General features: G+C 67.2%; 15 protein-coding genes. 2 read left to right on the forward strand and 13 right to left on the reverse strand.

The window, feature by feature from the left end:
* Window positions 1-7 precede the first annotated feature (7 nt).
* From PSPA7_RS02295 to PSPA7_RS02350, 12 genes are all read right to left on the reverse strand, one after another.
* Window positions 8-265: a hypothetical protein gene (locus PSPA7_RS02295; RefSeq protein ID WP_003084524.1), complete on the reverse strand. Its 258-nt coding sequence runs from the start codon at window positions 263-265 to the stop codon at window positions 8-10.
* A gap of 61 nt (window positions 266-326) precedes the next feature.
* Window positions 327-650, reverse strand: a complete 324-nt coding sequence (locus PSPA7_RS02300; protein WP_003084525.1) for a DUF3392 domain-containing protein — start codon at window positions 648-650, stop codon at window positions 327-329.
* Between the two features lie 80 nt (window positions 651-730).
* Window positions 731-1,885, reverse strand: a complete 1,155-nt coding sequence (gene hemW, locus PSPA7_RS02305; protein ID WP_012073990.1) for a radical SAM family heme chaperone HemW — start codon at window positions 1,883-1,885, stop codon at window positions 731-733.
* Window positions 1,886-2,006: 121 nt separating this feature from the next.
* Window positions 2,007-2,600 carry an RdgB/HAM1 family non-canonical purine NTP pyrophosphatase gene (rdgB, locus tag PSPA7_RS02310; protein ID WP_012073991.1) on the reverse strand — a complete coding sequence of 198 codons (594 nt, stop codon included), beginning with the start codon at window positions 2,598-2,600 and terminating at the stop codon, window positions 2,007-2,009.
* Complete coding sequence (locus PSPA7_RS02315) at window positions 2,597-3,016, reverse strand: DUF4426 domain-containing protein (protein WP_012073992.1); 420 nt, start codon at window positions 3,014-3,016, stop codon at window positions 2,597-2,599. The genes rdgB and PSPA7_RS02315 overlap by 4 nt, the downstream gene beginning before the upstream one ends.
* 129 nt (window positions 3,017-3,145) lie before the next feature.
* Window positions 3,146-3,766, reverse strand: coding sequence for a methionine biosynthesis protein MetW (gene metW / locus PSPA7_RS02320; protein ID WP_003155370.1), 621 nt, complete (start codon window positions 3,764-3,766; stop codon window positions 3,146-3,148).
* 7 nt (window positions 3,767-3,773) lie between these two features.
* Window positions 3,774-4,913 carry a homoserine O-succinyltransferase MetX gene (gene metX / locus PSPA7_RS02325; RefSeq protein ID WP_003155371.1) on the reverse strand — a complete coding sequence of 380 codons (1,140 nt, stop codon included), beginning with the start codon at window positions 4,911-4,913 and terminating at the stop codon, window positions 3,774-3,776.
* A gap of 89 nt (window positions 4,914-5,002) precedes the next feature.
* A complete protein-coding gene (locus tag PSPA7_RS02330) occupies window positions 5,003-6,970 on the reverse strand; it encodes a dynamin-like GTPase family protein (protein ID WP_003155372.1) in 1,968 nt (655 codons plus the stop codon).
* A 107-nt stretch (window positions 6,971-7,077) separates the two neighbouring features.
* A complete protein-coding gene (locus PSPA7_RS02335) occupies window positions 7,078-7,374 on the reverse strand; it encodes a DUF167 domain-containing protein (protein ID WP_031628111.1) in 297 nt (98 codons plus the stop codon).
* Window positions 7,371-7,964 carry a YggT family protein gene (locus tag PSPA7_RS02340; RefSeq protein WP_003155373.1) on the reverse strand — a complete coding sequence of 198 codons (594 nt, stop codon included), beginning with the start codon at window positions 7,962-7,964 and terminating at the stop codon, window positions 7,371-7,373. Before PSPA7_RS02340 ends, PSPA7_RS02335 begins: the two co-directional genes overlap by 4 nt.
* 10 nt (window positions 7,965-7,974) lie before the next feature.
* On the reverse strand, window positions 7,975-8,796 hold the full coding sequence (proC, locus tag PSPA7_RS02345; protein WP_012073993.1) for a pyrroline-5-carboxylate reductase: 822 nt from the start codon (window positions 8,794-8,796) through the stop codon (window positions 7,975-7,977).
* Between the two features lie 11 nt (window positions 8,797-8,807).
* Window positions 8,808-9,500, reverse strand: coding sequence for a YggS family pyridoxal phosphate-dependent enzyme (locus PSPA7_RS02350; RefSeq protein ID WP_003155374.1), 693 nt, complete (start codon window positions 9,498-9,500; stop codon window positions 8,808-8,810).
* Between the two features lie 214 nt (window positions 9,501-9,714).
* On the opposite strand from PSPA7_RS02350, the gene pilT reads away from it, so the two are divergent.
* Together pilT and pilU are read left to right on the forward strand one after the other, a co-directional pair.
* Complete coding sequence (gene pilT / locus PSPA7_RS02355; RefSeq protein ID WP_003084552.1) at window positions 9,715-10,749, forward strand: type IV pilus twitching motility protein PilT; 1,035 nt, start codon at window positions 9,715-9,717, stop codon at window positions 10,747-10,749.
* Between the two features lie 179 nt (window positions 10,750-10,928).
* Window positions 10,929-12,077 carry a type IV pilus ATPase PilU gene (pilU, locus tag PSPA7_RS02360; protein ID WP_033999672.1) on the forward strand — a complete coding sequence of 383 codons (1,149 nt, stop codon included), beginning with the start codon at window positions 10,929-10,931 and terminating at the stop codon, window positions 12,075-12,077.
* A gap of 7 nt (window positions 12,078-12,084) precedes the next feature.
* On the opposite strand, the gene czcD is transcribed toward pilU, so the two are convergent.
* Window positions 12,085-12,984 (reverse strand): CDF family zinc transporter CzcD, encoded by a 900-nt coding sequence (gene czcD, locus PSPA7_RS02365; protein ID WP_012073995.1) that lies wholly within the window; start codon window positions 12,982-12,984, stop codon window positions 12,085-12,087.
* Window positions 12,985-13,025: the final 41 nt, after the last annotated feature.

Consider the following 13,025-nt stretch of genomic DNA (forward strand, 5'->3'; position numbering starts at 1 on the left):
ATGGCCCTCAGACGATCAGCTCGGCGCCGCGTAGCGTGCCGTCGTCGTCCAGGCGCGCCGGCGCCGGGCTGATCTGCAGGTACTTGATGCTGTCCCGCGGAATCAGCAGCAGGTCGCCGTCGACCTCGACGCTGAGATAGGGCGTGTCCAGTTGCTGGCGGATGCTGCGGGCAACCTCGGCCGGGTCGTCCTGCTGGCGCGGGAAGCGCAGCGACAGGCGCTGGCCGTCGGTGAAATGCAGGTAGAGGTGCTTGATCGGTTTCATGCGGGCTCCCGGAGGCCATGACGCTCTTGGGGACGGCGCTGGCCGCCGGGAGACCGGGGGCTCAGCTGCGATCGGCGATCATGCCGATCACGAAGAACACTAGCAGGAGCACGGGCGCCAGGGTGTAGTTGTTGAAGTAGCCGAGGCCCTTGGCCAGCCAGGGGGTGACGAAGACCATCGCCAGGCCGTAGCCGACCGCGCAGATCAACACGAACAGCAGGGTGCGGAAGACGAAGTTGAGGCTGCCGATGCGCTGCTGTACCCAGGCGTTGATCGCCGGACCGAACAGCACCAGCAGGGTGGCCATGATGGCCAGGGAAATGTCCGACAGGTGGCTGCGGCTCCAGCGCGACAGGGTGGCGATCAGGTCCAGCGCGTAATCCATCGAGGGTTCCTTGTAACGAATCGGCGTGTCGGTCGGCGGAGTTTACCTGCCTGCCGGCACGGATGGGCGTGCATCCGTCGTCACGGCAGGAAATGTTGCAGCAGGTCGTTGAGGAACAGCTGGCCGCGTTCGCTGGGGCGCAGGCGCTGCGGGTCCTCGGCGAGCAGCCCGGCGTCGCGCGCGGCGGCGCAGGCATCGGCGAGCGCCGCCAGTGGCTGGCCGGTGCGCTGCGGGTAGAGCGCGGCGGGGACGCCGTCGACCAGGCGCAGCACGTTCATCATGAACTCGAATGGCAGGTCGGCCGCTTCCAGCGGGCGCTCGCCGGCCTGGAAGGCCTTTTGCGGGTTGAGGTAGTCCTTCGGCAGGCGGGTCTTCCAGGTCCGCACGATGCGTCCGTCCGGCGCGCTCAGCTTGGCGTGGGCGCCGGCGCCGATGCCGAGGAAGTCGCCGAAGCTCCAGTAGTTCAGGTTGTGCCGGGCGCGCAGGCCGTCGCGGGCGTAGGCGGAGGTCTCGTACTGGCGGTAGCCGTGTTCGTCGAGCAGGGCCTGGCCGGCTTCCTGGATGTCCCAGAGGATGTCGTCCTCGGGCAGCTCCGGTGGCTGGCTCCAGAACACCGTGTTCGGCTCCATGGTCAATTGGTACCAGGAGAGGTGCGTGGGGGCCAGGGCGAGAGCCTGGCGCAGGTCGGCCAGGGCGTCGTCGAGGCTTTGCCCGGGCAGGCCGTGCATCAGGTCGAGGTTGAAGTTGTCGAAGCCGGCCTGGCGCGCCATGTCGGCGGCGCGCACGGCCTCGTCGCCGTCGTGGATGCGGCCCAGGGCCTGCAGCTTGTCGGCCTGGAAGCTCTGCACGCCGATGGACAGGCGGTTGATGCCGAGGCGCCGGTAGTCGGCGAACTTGGCCTGTTCGAAGGTGCCGGGGTTGGCTTCCAGGGTGATCTCGATGCCGTCGGCGAAGCCGACCCTGCGCTCGACGCCTTCCAGTAGCCGGCCCAGGGCCTTGGCCGAGAACAGGCTGGGCGTGCCGCCGCCAAAGAAGATCGAACCCAGGCGCCGACCATGGACATGGCGCAGGTCCTGCTCCAGGTCGGCGAGCAGGGCGTCGACATAGGCCTCTTCGGGTAGCTCCGGGCCAGCGGCGTGGGAGTTGAAGTCGCAATACGGGCACTTGCGCACGCACCAGGGGATATGCACGTACAGGGCCAGGGGCGGGAGCTGGAACGGGGCGGCTTGGGTCACGGCGGGGCGGTGTGGGGGCGGTTTCGGGGCGCTATCGTGGCATGAGTTCGGCCAACCTCCAAGGCGGCCGGACGAAACGCCGTGCCGACGCCGCCCGGGGGCGGCAGCCGGCGGCTGCGGCTCAGAGGCCCAGGCGCTGCTTGAGCAGGGCCATGGCGCGAGCGCGGTGGCTGAGGCGGTTCTTCTCCTCGGGCGCCAGCTCGGCGCTGGAGCAGTCGCGTTCCGGCACCCAGAACAGCGGGTCGTAGCCGAAGCCATGGGCGCCACGGGCTTCGCGGAGGATGCGGCCTTCCCAGATGCCCTCGCAGAGGATCGGCAGCGGGTCGTCGGCGTGGCGCACCAGCGCCAGCACGCTGACGAACTGCGCGCCGCGCCCGGCGTCCGGGACGTCCTTCAGGGCCTCCAGCAGCTTGGCGTTGTTCGCCGCGTCGCCCCGGCCGTCGGCGTAGCGCGCCGAGTAGATGCCCGGCGCGCCGCCGAGGAAGTCCACCGCCAGCCCGGAGTCGTCGGCCAGCGCCGGCAGGCCGGAGATGCGCGCGGCGTTGCGCGCCTTGAGGATGGCGTTCTCGACGAAGGAAAGACCGGTTTCCTCCGGTTCCACCTGGCTGAACTCGCCGATCGAGCGCACCTTCACGCTGGCGCCGAGCATGGCCTGGAGTTCCTTGAGTTTGCCGGCATTGTGACTGGCCAGCACCAGCTGTTCGAGCTTGATCATTCGTCCGGGAAGATTTCCTTGTTGAAGCTGAAGGTCTGCGCAGGTTCGCCCTTGGCCTCGACCTTGATGGTGAAGACCAGGGTCTCGCGCTGGCTGATCGGGAACTGCGCCAGGTTGTAGATGGCGCCTTCCTCGCTGACGCGGCGGAATTCCAGGGGAATGACCTTGCCGGTCAGGTCCCTGGCCGAGCCGGTCACGCTGGCCTCCACCGGCTTGCCTTTCTCCATCGGCACCACGTTGATCACGCCCTGCGCCTTGCTGCGCACCAGGCCGACCGCGCTGGCCACGTTGGGCTGGAGGAAGCTGGAGTTGAACACGTTGTAGTGGACGTCCAGGTCGCCGAAGCGCTGCACCTGCTCGGCGAGGACCGGCAGGCTCAGGCAGAGGCCGAGGACGAAAGCGGTGAAGCGGCGCATGTGGTTCTCCTGAAAGGTGGCATGGAGGTTGTCCATGGTCTGCTGCCGGCGGCCTTGGCCGGCTTCGGCAGCGCTCTCCCGAGGACGAGCGGAGGGGCGCCCGGCCCTGGCCCGCAGCCCGGCGCGTTCCTAGACGGCGAGGCTGCGGGTCTGTACTCCGGGCCCGGTGACCCGGTAGATACCGATCTCTCCCAATAGATTAGGCCACAGCCGGCTGGCCCAGCCATGCCGGTGGTCACGGTCCACGGCGAGGCGGTCGAGCACGCGCATGCGCAACTGGCGGCACAGGCGCTCGAAGTCCTGGAAGGTGCAGAAATGGATGTTCGGCGTGTTGTACCAGGTATACGGCAGGAACTCGGAGACCGGCATCCGCCCGTTGCGCGCCAGGTACCAGCGGCAGCGCCAGTGGCCGAAGTTGGGGAAGGTGATGATGCAGGTCTTGCCGACCCGCAGCATCTCTTCGAGGATCTTGTCCGGGTAGTGCACGGCCTGTAGCGCCTGGGTCATCACCACCACGTCGAAGCTGTCGCTGGCGAAGTTGCCCAGGCCCTTGTCGAGGTCCTGCTCGATCACGTTCACCCCGTTTTCGATGCAACGGGCGATGTTGTCGGGGTCGATCTCCAGGCCGTAGCCGCTGACCTGCTTGTGGTCGCGCAGCCAGGCCAGGAGTTCGCCGTCGCCGCAGCCGAGGTCGAGGACGCGGCTGCCGGCGGGAATCCATTCCTGGATGATTTCGAGATCGGCGCGCATCGGATCCTCACACGCTGATGCGGTTCATGTAACCGCTGAAGGCTTGCAGGTACCGGGGGATCGGCATGAGGAAGGCGTCGTGGCCTTGCGGGGCGTCGATCTCCAGGTAGCTGACGTTCTTTTTCGCCGCGATCAGGGCGTCGACGATTTCCCGCGAGCGGGCCGGCGAGAAACGCCAGTCGGTGGTGAAGGACATCAGGCAGAAGTCCGCCTCGACGCCCTCCAGGGTGCGCACCAGGTCGTCGCCGTGGGCGGCGGCGGGGTCGAAGTAGTCCAGCGCCTTGGTCATCAAAAGGTAGGTATTGGCATCGAAGCGCGTGGAGAACTCCTCGCCCTGGTAGCGCAGGTAGCTCTCGACCTGGAACTCGACGCTGTGCAGGTCGTAGTTGAGCTTCTCGGTCTTCAGTACGCGGCCGAACTTGGCGCCCATGGCGTCGTCGGACAGGTAGGTGATATGGCCGACCATCCGCGCCAGCTTGAGGCCACGCTTGGGAATCACGCCCTGTTCCTGGAAGTAGCCGCCGAGGAACTCCGGGTCGGAAAGAATCGCCTGCCGGGCGACTTCGTTGAAGGCGATGTTCTGCGCCGACAGCTTCGGCGCGCTGGCGATGCACAGGCAGTGACGGACGCGCTCGGGATAGCTGATGGTCCATTGCAGCGCCTGCATGCCGCCGAGGCTGCCGCCGACCACCGCGGCCCACTGGCGGATGCCGAGGCGGTCTGCCAGGCGCGCCTGGCTGTGCACCCAGTCCTCCACCGTGACCATCGGGAAGTCCGCGCCGTAGACCTTGCCGGTCGCCGGATTGATGCTGGCGGGGCCGCTGGATCCGTTGCAACCGCCGAGGTTGTTGAGGGCGACGACGAAGAACCTGCGGGTGTCGATCGGCTTGCCCGGACCGATGCAACTGTCCCACCAGCCCGGCTTGCGATCTTCGGCGCTGTGGTAGCCGGCGGCGTGGTGGTGGCCGGAGAGGGCGTGGCAGATCAGCACCGCGTTGCTCTGCGTGGCGTTCAGCTCGCCGTAGGTTTCGATCACCAGGTCGTACTCGGCCAGGGACTTGCCGCTGGTCAGCTCGAGCGGTTCGTTGAAGTGCAGCGTCTGGGGGGAGACCAGACCGACGGAGTCGTCGGGGAAGACTGTGGGCATCGACCCTGCTCTCGAACAAAGGAGGGCGCCAGTCTAAAGAGCGTCGCCCCCAGCGGCAAGCGCGCAGGCGCGCGGCGCGGGAGCGGGGTTCAGGCGCGCTGCGAGCCGGGCAGGTTGACCACCTTGGCCTGGCGCTGCAGGGGCGAGGGCCGGCGCAACTGGCGGAGGATGTCGCCGGCTTCGCGCATCTGTTCCTGCAGTTCCTCGGCGAACCCGGCGAAGGCCTGGCTGCGCTGGCGCACCTGCTGGGTTTCCTGGGCCAGGCCCTTGAGGCGGAGCATGTGGCTTTCGAGCAACTGCTTGTTCTCCAGGGTGTGCTGCATCAGCGGCAGCAGCGCGTCGCCGGCCCAGCGCTCGGTTTCCTCGCGCAGGCGCTGGTACAGGCCGACCACTTCCTGCACCAGGGTGGCGAAGAAGCGCCGGGTCAGCAGGCGCTGCTCGGTGAGCACGGTCTTCAGTTGCAGGCGGAACTGGTCGCCCTTCTTCTTCAGCTGCAACAGTTCGTGCTGGTAGCGCTGGACCCGCAGCTGCGGCGCGTCGAGGGCGTAGAGCGGGTTCTCCTCGTTGTGCCGGCGGTAGATGGCGGCGACCATGCGGTTGGCCATGCCGGCCTCGTGCTCGAGGTTGTCGAGGTCGTGTTCCACCGCGCGGAAGAACGCCAGGATCGCCTGGTTGATGCCGACCGTGGTCAGGCTGCCGTTGAGGTTGCGCCGCACCTTCTGCAGGTGCTGTTCCATGCGCTCGCTGCGGATCGTCTCGCGCAGCGTCGCACCCTGGTGCTGCAACAGGCGCTGGTTGGTCTTCAGGTTGAGCAGGCGGCGGTGGTGGCGGCCGTGGTCGTCCTTGGTCTTCGCGGTCAGTTCGAACAGCAGCTGGCCGCTGTCGCGTTGCTTGTCGTCGAGCAGCGCGCGCTGTTCCTCGACCTTTTCCAGGCGCAGGCGCAGCAGGTGCTGGCTGTTGTGCAGCAGGCCGAGGACCTGGCCGAGCACGGCGTTCTCCAGCAGCGCCTCCTTCTGCGCGACGATGCGCTCGCAGAGCAGCGCTTCCAGGCGGTCCAGGCGGCTGCGCTCGAGCAGCGCCGGTTCGCCGCGGACCTTGGCCAGCAGCGCCTGCTTCGCCGACAGCGGCAGCACGTCGCCGCGCTGCAGGCCGAGCTGGCGGGCGGTGCCGTCCTGGATCAGGCGGATGGCGTTCTGTACGAAGCGCTCGCCGGAGAGATCGTCCCAGAGCACGTCGATCTTGTTCAGCACGGCGAACAGGCTGCTGTGGCCGTCCTCGCGCAGTGGCTGGATGTATTTCTGCCAGATTTCCATGTCCGAGGCGGTGACGCCGGCGTCGGCGGAGAGCAGGAACAGGATCGCCTGGGCGTTGGGCAGCATCGACAGGGTCAGCTCCGGCTCGCTGCCGAGGGCGTTCAGGCCAGGGGTGTCGAGGATCCGCAGGCCCTGGCGCAGCAGCGGGTGGTCGAAGTTGACCAGGGCGTGGCGCCAGGCCGGGACGCGCACCTGGTCGGGCTCGTCGGCGGCTTCCAGGGCGTCCGGATGGAAGCCGAGCTGGATCGCCTGTTCCACCGGCAGCGCCTTGGTCTTGGCGACCTGGGCGAAGGCCTGGGCCATGCCCTCCGGGTCGCTGGTGTCCAGCGGAATGTTCACCCAGTGCCGTGGCACGCGCTTGAACTGGGCGACGCTGGCGTCGGCCAGGCGCGTCTCGATCGGCAGCAGGCGGATATAGCTGCGCTCGGCGCGCGGATCGTGGAACAGCTCGGTCGGGCACATGGTGGTGCGCCCGGCGTGGGACGGCAGCATGCGCTGGCCGTAGCCGGCGAAGAACAGGCTGTTGATCAGTTCGGTCTTGCCACGCGAGAACTCACCGACGAAGGCCAGGGTGATGTGGTCCGCGCGCAACTGGCGCAAGGCGCGCTCGAGCTTGGCCTCGACCGCCGGGCTGTTCAGCCGGCTGCGCTCCAGCCAGCCGCGATAGCGGGTGATCTCCCGCATCAGCTCGCGCTTCCAGGCGACGTAGGCGTCGATTTGATGGCTGAGTCTTTCCATGCTCATCCAGGGGCTCCAGGGCGCGGGACCGGCGGGGGAAGGATGGCGTGGATTATGCGGGGGCGCGGAGGAGCGTCAATTGGCCTGCTTCACATTCCTGCACGTAAGGTCGGTCAAGCGGGTCGAGCGGCGATTCCCAGCTCCTCCGGCAGCCGGGTCGGGCGGCGGATGCGTACCCGTTTCTGCCGGTTCAGCTCGCCGCTCTCCAGACTGACCAGGCTCTTGGCCACGCCGAAGGCCTTGCCGAGGAAGGCCAGCAGATGGGCATTGGCCTTGCCTTCCACCGGCGGTGCGGTAAGGCGGATCTTCAGGCGTTCTCCATGCAGCCCGGCGAACTCGTCGCGGCTCGCCTTGGGCTGCAGGTGGCAATCGAGGAGCAGGTCCTCGCCGTCCCAGCGATAGAAGCTCAGAGGAAGATGCTCAGTTGCTGGGGCATGCCGGTCATGGCCGCCAGGTTGTTGATCACCAGCATGTCGATCAGCTTCAGCGCGAGGAACGCGAAGATCGGCGAGATATCCAGTCCGCCGAGGTTCGGCAGGAGCTTGCGGAACGGCATCAGCAACGGCTCGCAGATCTGGTTCACCAGTTGCGCGCCGGGGTTGTAGCTGCCCGGGGCGACCCAGGAAAGGATCACGCTGATGATCAGGGCGAAGAAGAACACCTTCAGGAACAGCGAGGTGACGGCGATGATCGACCAGATCAGCAGTTGCATGATGAAGCCGCCGACGCCGTAGCCCATCAGCATCAGGATCAGGATCATCAGCACCAGCTGGATCAGGATCGCCAGCACCAGCGAGGCCAGGTCGATCCCGCCGAAACCGGGGATGATCCGCCGCAGCGGGTTCAGCAGCGGCTTGGTGGCGCGCACGATGAACTGGCTGAGGGGGTTGTAGAAGTCCGCGCGGACCAGTTGCAGGATGAAGCGCAGCAGCACGATCAGCAGGTACAGGCTGCCGAGGGTCTGGAGGATATAGATAGCAGCGGTATTGAGGCCGATCATCGACTACTCCTTATTGGCCAAGCTGTTCGGCCAGCTCGGCGGAGCGCTGGCTGGCGGCGTTCAGGGCCTGCTCCACCAGTGCTTCGAAGCCGTTGGCCTGGAAGGATTTGATCGCCGCTTCGGTGGTGCCGTTCGGCGAAGTCACCCGGCGCCGCAGTTCGGCCGGCCCGGCGTCGCTGGACAGCGCCATCTGCGCCGCGCCGAGGGCGGTCTGCAGGGTCAGGCGCGAGGCCGTCTCGCGGGACAGGCCGAGCTTCTCGCCGGCGTCGGTCATGGCCTGCATCAGCAGGAAGAAATACGCCGGGCCGCTGCCCGACACCGCGGTCACCGCGTCGATCTGCGCTTCGTCGTCCAGCCACAGGGCGATGCCCACCGCGGACAGCAACTGCCCGGCCTGCTCGCGTTGCACGGCGCTGACCTGCGCGTTGGCGTACAGCCCGCTGGCGCCCTGGCGCAGCAGTGCCGGGGTGTTGGGCATGCAGCGGACCACCGGGCGCGGCTGGCCGAGCCAGGCTTCGAGGCTGGCGCAGGGGATGCCGGCGGCGATGGAGACGATCAGTTGTTCCGCCTGCAGCGCCGGCGCCAAGGCCTGGCACACGGCCTTCATGGCCTGGGGCTTGACCGCCAGGACCACGACGTCGGCGCCGGTCACCGCCTCGGCGTTGGACTCGACCACGTCGATGGCGAATTCGCCGGCGATCTTCGCACGCTGTTCGGCGCCCGGATCGCTGGCGCGGATGCGTTCCGCCGGCACGCCCTGGGCGCGCAGGCCGCCGATCAGGCTGGCGGCCATGTTGCCGGCGCCGATGAACGCTATGCGGGGTGTGCTCATAGAGGATTCCTTCAAGAAGTCGGCGCGCCGTAGTCGCGCGCGCCGAACAGGGCGGTACCGATGCGGACCCAGGTCGCGCCTTCGGCGATGGCCGCCTCGAGGTCGTCGCTCATGCCCATGGACAGGGTGTCCAGGCCAAGGTTCAGACCCAGCAGCAGCTCGCGCAGGCGGGCGAACGCGGCGTGTTGCGCGGCGCGTTCGACGGTGGGCTCGGGGATGGCCATCAGGCCACGCAGTCGGAGGTTGGGCAGGAGTTTCACGGCCTCGGCCAGGGCCGGCAGGTCCTCTGGGGCGCAGCCGGACTTGCTGGCTTCGCCGCTGACGTTGACCTGCAGGCAGATATTCAGGGGCGGCAGGCCGGCCGGGCGTTGCTCCGACAGGCGCTGCGCGATCTTCAACCGGTCCACCGAGTGCACCCACTGGAAATGCTCGGCGATGGGGCGGGTCTTGTTCGACTGGATGGGGCCGATGAAGTGCCAGTTCAAGGACAAGTCGGCCAGTTCGGCCTGCTTGCCGAGGGCCTCCTGCAGGTAGTTCTCGCCGAAGTCGCGGAGGCCGGCCGCGTGCGCCTCGCGCACCGCGGCGGCGGGCTTGGTCTTGCTCACCGCGAGCAGCCCGACCGTGGCCGGATCGCGCCCCGCAGCTTGCGCTGCCTCACGGATGCGCGCGGCAACCTTTGCAATATTCTCTGCTATCGTGGACATTACCTGCGCCCTATGGAAGTGCGGTCGGCGTCGGCTCGACGCCCTCGAGACCGCCGGCCCCGATGGCCATCTTCCTGTTCCAGTGTCGAGGTTTCGCCTCCGGCGCAGGACACCACGCGTGTCCTGGAAGCACCCTGGGTCATCCGGTGTTTTCCTTGTCCGAGACGGCGGCTTTGGCGGCATTCTACCTGCTTGCTTGTAATTGGGGAGTCCCATGGATATTACCGAGCTGCTCGCCTTCAGTGCCAAACAGGGCGCTTCGGACCTGCATCTCTCCGCCGGCCTGCCGCCCATGATCCGGGTGGATGGCGATGTGCGCCGGATCAACCTGCCGCCGCTGGAGCACAAGCAGGTGCACGCGCTGATCTACGACATCATGAACGACAAGCAGCGCAAGGATTTCGAGGAATTCCTCGAGACCGACTTCTCCTTCGAGGTGCCGGGCGTCGCGCGTTTCCGGGTCAACGCCTTCAACCAGAACCGGGGCGCCGGCGCGGTATTCCGGACCATTCCCTCCAAGGTACTGACCATGGAGGAGCTTGGCATGGGAGAAGTGTTCAAACGTGTTTCAGACGTGCCGCGCGGGCTGGTGCTGGTCACCGGGCCGACCGGCTCGGGCAAGTCCACCACCCTGGCGGCGATGCTCGACTACCTGAACAACACCAAGTACCACCATATCCTCACCATCGAGGACCCGATCGAATTCGTCCACGAGTCGAAGAAATGCCTGGTCAACCAGCGCGAGGTGCATCGCGACACCCTCGGCTTCAGCGAGGCGCTGCGCTCGGCGCTGCGGGAGGACCCGGACATCATCCTGGTCGGCGAGATGCGCGACCTGGAGACCATCCGCCTGGCCCTGACCGCGGCGGAGACCGGCCACCTGGTATTCGGCACCCTGCATACCACCTCGGCGGCGAAGACCATCGACCGGGTGGTCGACGTGTTCCCGGCCGAGGAAAAGGCCATGGTCCGCTCGATGCTCTCCGAGTCGCTGCAATCAGTGATCTCGCAGACCCTGATCAAGAAGATCGGCGGCGGCCGGGTGGCGGCCCACGAGATCATGATCGGCACCCCGGCGATCCGCAACCTGATCCGCGAGGACAAGGTCGCGCAGATGTATTCGGCGATCCAGACCGGCGGCTCGCTGGGCATGCAGACCCTCGACATGTGCCTCAAGGGCCTGGTCGCCAAGGGCCTGATCAGCCGCGAGAACGCCCGCGAGAAGGCGAAGATCCCGGAAAACTTCTGATCCCGGCGCCGTTCCGCCGCGCTTCGCCCGAATCCCGGAACTGCGTCTAGGATTCAAGGACGGGAGAACGGTACCGTAGCGCATTCCCAGCCAAATCCTTGCCGGCGAGCGCCTCCCCGAGGACGCCCGCCGGCATCCGGTTCGCCGTCGCGGCGCGCCCCTGAGTGAGCGAGAACATCATGGAATTCGAAAAGCTGCTGCGCCTGATGGTGGAGAAAGGCGGCTCCGACCTGTTCATCACCGCCGGCGTGCCGCCGTCGATGAAGGTCAACGGTCGGGTGATGCCGGTGACCAAGACCCCGCTGTCGCCGGAGCAGACCCGCGAGACCGTGCTCGGCGTGATGAACGAGCAGCAGCGCCGCGATTTCGCCGAGAACCACGAGTGCAACTTCGCCATCAGCGCCCGCGGCATCGGCCGCTTCCGGGTCAGCGCCTTTTACCAGCGCAACCTGGTGGGCATGGTGCTGCGCCGGATCGAGACCAACATTCCCACCCTGGACGAGCTGAAGCTCCCGGAAATCCTCAAGAAGCTGGCGCTGACCAAGCGCGGCCTGGTGATCTTCGTCGGCGCCACCGGCACCGGCAAGTCCACTTCGCTGGCGGCGATGATCGGCTACCGCAACAAGAACTCCACCGGGCACATCATCTCCATCGAGGACCCGATCGAATACATCCACCAGCACCAGGGCTGCATCGTCACCCAGCGCGAGGTGGGGCTGGATACCGACTCCTTCGAGGTGGCGCTGAAGAACACCCTGCGCCAGGCACCGGACGTGATCATGATCGGCGAGGTGCGCTCGCGGGAGACCATGGACCACGCCGTGGCCTTCGCCGAGACCGGCCACCTGTGCCTGGCGACGTTGCACGCGAACAACGCCAACCAGGCGCTGGAGCGGATCATCCACTTCTTCCCGGCCGACCGTCATGGCCAGGTGTGGATGGACCTGTCGCTGAACCTCAAGGCGATCGTCGCCCAGCAACTGGTGCCGACCCCCGACGGCAAGGGGCGGCGGGCGGTGATCGAGGTGCTGCTGAACACCCCGCTGGCCGCCGACCTGATCCGCAAGGGCGAGGTGCACGAGCTCAAGCCGCTGATGAAGCGCTCCACCGAGCAAGGCATGCAGACCTTCGACCAGGCGCTGTACCAGCTCTACACCCAGGGCGAGATCACCTACGAGGACGCCCTGGCCCACGCCGACTCGGCCAACGACCTGCGGCTGATGATCAAGCTCGGTTCGGAAAGCGACGCCGACCATCTGTCGAGCATGACCCAGGGCCTGAGCCTGGAGATCACCGACGACGACCCGGCCGGTCGGCGCTTCCGCTGAGCCGCGCTCAGTAGGCCAGTGGTTCCTCGGCCTGGGCGCAGGCCGAGGTTTCCAGTTGCAGGGTGCTGTGTTCGATCTCGTAGCGGTCGTGCAGCAGCGCCTTCACCGTTCCCAGCAGCGCCTCGGCGTCGACCTGGTTGGGATCGTAGACCAGGTGGCTGGTCAGGCTGATCTTGCCGCTGGTGATCGACCACACGTGGAGGTCGTGCAGCCCGGTCACGCCGGGAATCCCCAGCAGCGCCTCGCGCAGCTCGGCCAGTTGGATTTCCTTCGGCACCCCTTCGAGCAGCACGTGCAGGCTTTCACGCAGCAGAATCCAGGTGCGTGGCAGGACCCAGAAGCCGATCAGCACCGCCACCAGCGAGTCGACCCAGGCCCAGCCGGTGACGCGGATGACGATCGCCGCGACGATCACCCCCAGCGAGCCGAGCATGTCGCTCCAGACTTCCAGGTAGGCGCCCTTGACGTTCAGGCTGTTACCCTGGGCCGGTGCCAGCAGGCGCATGCTGGCCAGGTTCACCAGCAGGCCGAGGACGGCGATCACCAGCATGCCGACGGACTGGATCTCCGCCGGCTGGCTGAGCCGCTCGTAGGCCGCGTAGAGAATATAGAAGGCCACGCCGAACAGCAGGATCGCATTGAACGCCGCGGCGAGTATCTCGAAGCGGTGGTAGCCGTAGGTCAGGCGATCGTTGGTCGGGCGCTTGGCGATGTTGATCGCGGCCAGGGCGATGACCAGGGCCATGGCGTCGGTGAGCATGTGCGCGGCGTCGGAGATCAGCGCCAGGCTGCCGGTGAGGATGCCGCCGACGACCTCGGCGACGAGGAAGCTGCCGGTCAGCAAAAGGGCCCATTTCAGGCGGGTTTCGTTGGTCTGGGCGAAACTGTGCTCGTGTCCGGCGCTCATGGCGGCTCCTGGGGCGGTTGCGGCAGAACCAGCCTACAGGA

The organism is Pseudomonas paraeruginosa PA7, from assembly GCF_000017205.1.
In the GTDB taxonomy this organism is placed as follows: domain Bacteria; phylum Pseudomonadota; class Gammaproteobacteria; order Pseudomonadales; family Pseudomonadaceae; genus Pseudomonas; species Pseudomonas paraeruginosa.

What these genes read in the sequence shown, in the direction of transcription:
- PSPA7_RS02295 (WP_003084524.1), bottom strand. Translation starts at nt 265, where the DNA reads ATGAAACCGATCAAGCACCTCTACCTGCATTTCACCGACGGCCAGCGC.
- proC (WP_012073993.1), bottom strand. Translation starts at nt 8,796, where the DNA reads ATGAGCACACCCCGCATAGCGTTCATCGGCGCCGGCAACATGGCCGCC.
- PSPA7_RS02340 (WP_003155373.1), bottom strand. Translation starts at nt 7,964, where the DNA reads ATGATCGGCCTCAATACCGCTGCTATCTATATCCTCCAGACCCTCGGC.
- pilT (WP_003084552.1), top strand. Translation starts at nt 9,715, where the DNA reads ATGGATATTACCGAGCTGCTCGCCTTCAGTGCCAAACAGGGCGCTTCG.
- czcD (WP_012073995.1), bottom strand. Translation starts at nt 12,984, where the DNA reads ATGAGCGCCGGACACGAGCACAGTTTCGCCCAGACCAACGAAACCCGC.
- rdgB (WP_012073991.1), bottom strand. Translation starts at nt 2,600, where the DNA reads ATGATCAAGCTCGAACAGCTGGTGCTGGCCAGTCACAATGCCGGCAAA.
- PSPA7_RS02330 (WP_003155372.1), bottom strand. Translation starts at nt 6,970, where the DNA reads ATGAGCATGGAAAGACTCAGCCATCAAATCGACGCCTACGTCGCCTGG.
- metW (WP_003155370.1), bottom strand. Translation starts at nt 3,766, where the DNA reads ATGCGCGCCGATCTCGAAATCATCCAGGAATGGATTCCCGCCGGCAGC.
- metX (WP_003155371.1), bottom strand. Translation starts at nt 4,913, where the DNA reads ATGCCCACAGTCTTCCCCGACGACTCCGTCGGTCTGGTCTCCCCCCAG.
- pilU (WP_033999672.1), top strand. Translation starts at nt 10,929, where the DNA reads ATGGAATTCGAAAAGCTGCTGCGCCTGATGGTGGAGAAAGGCGGCTCC.
- PSPA7_RS02300 (WP_003084525.1), bottom strand. Translation starts at nt 650, where the DNA reads ATGGATTACGCGCTGGACCTGATCGCCACCCTGTCGCGCTGGAGCCGC.
- PSPA7_RS02315 (WP_012073992.1), bottom strand. Translation starts at nt 3,016, where the DNA reads ATGCGCCGCTTCACCGCTTTCGTCCTCGGCCTCTGCCTGAGCCTGCCG.
- PSPA7_RS02350 (WP_003155374.1), bottom strand. Translation starts at nt 9,500, where the DNA reads ATGTCCACGATAGCAGAGAATATTGCAAAGGTTGCCGCGCGCATCCGT.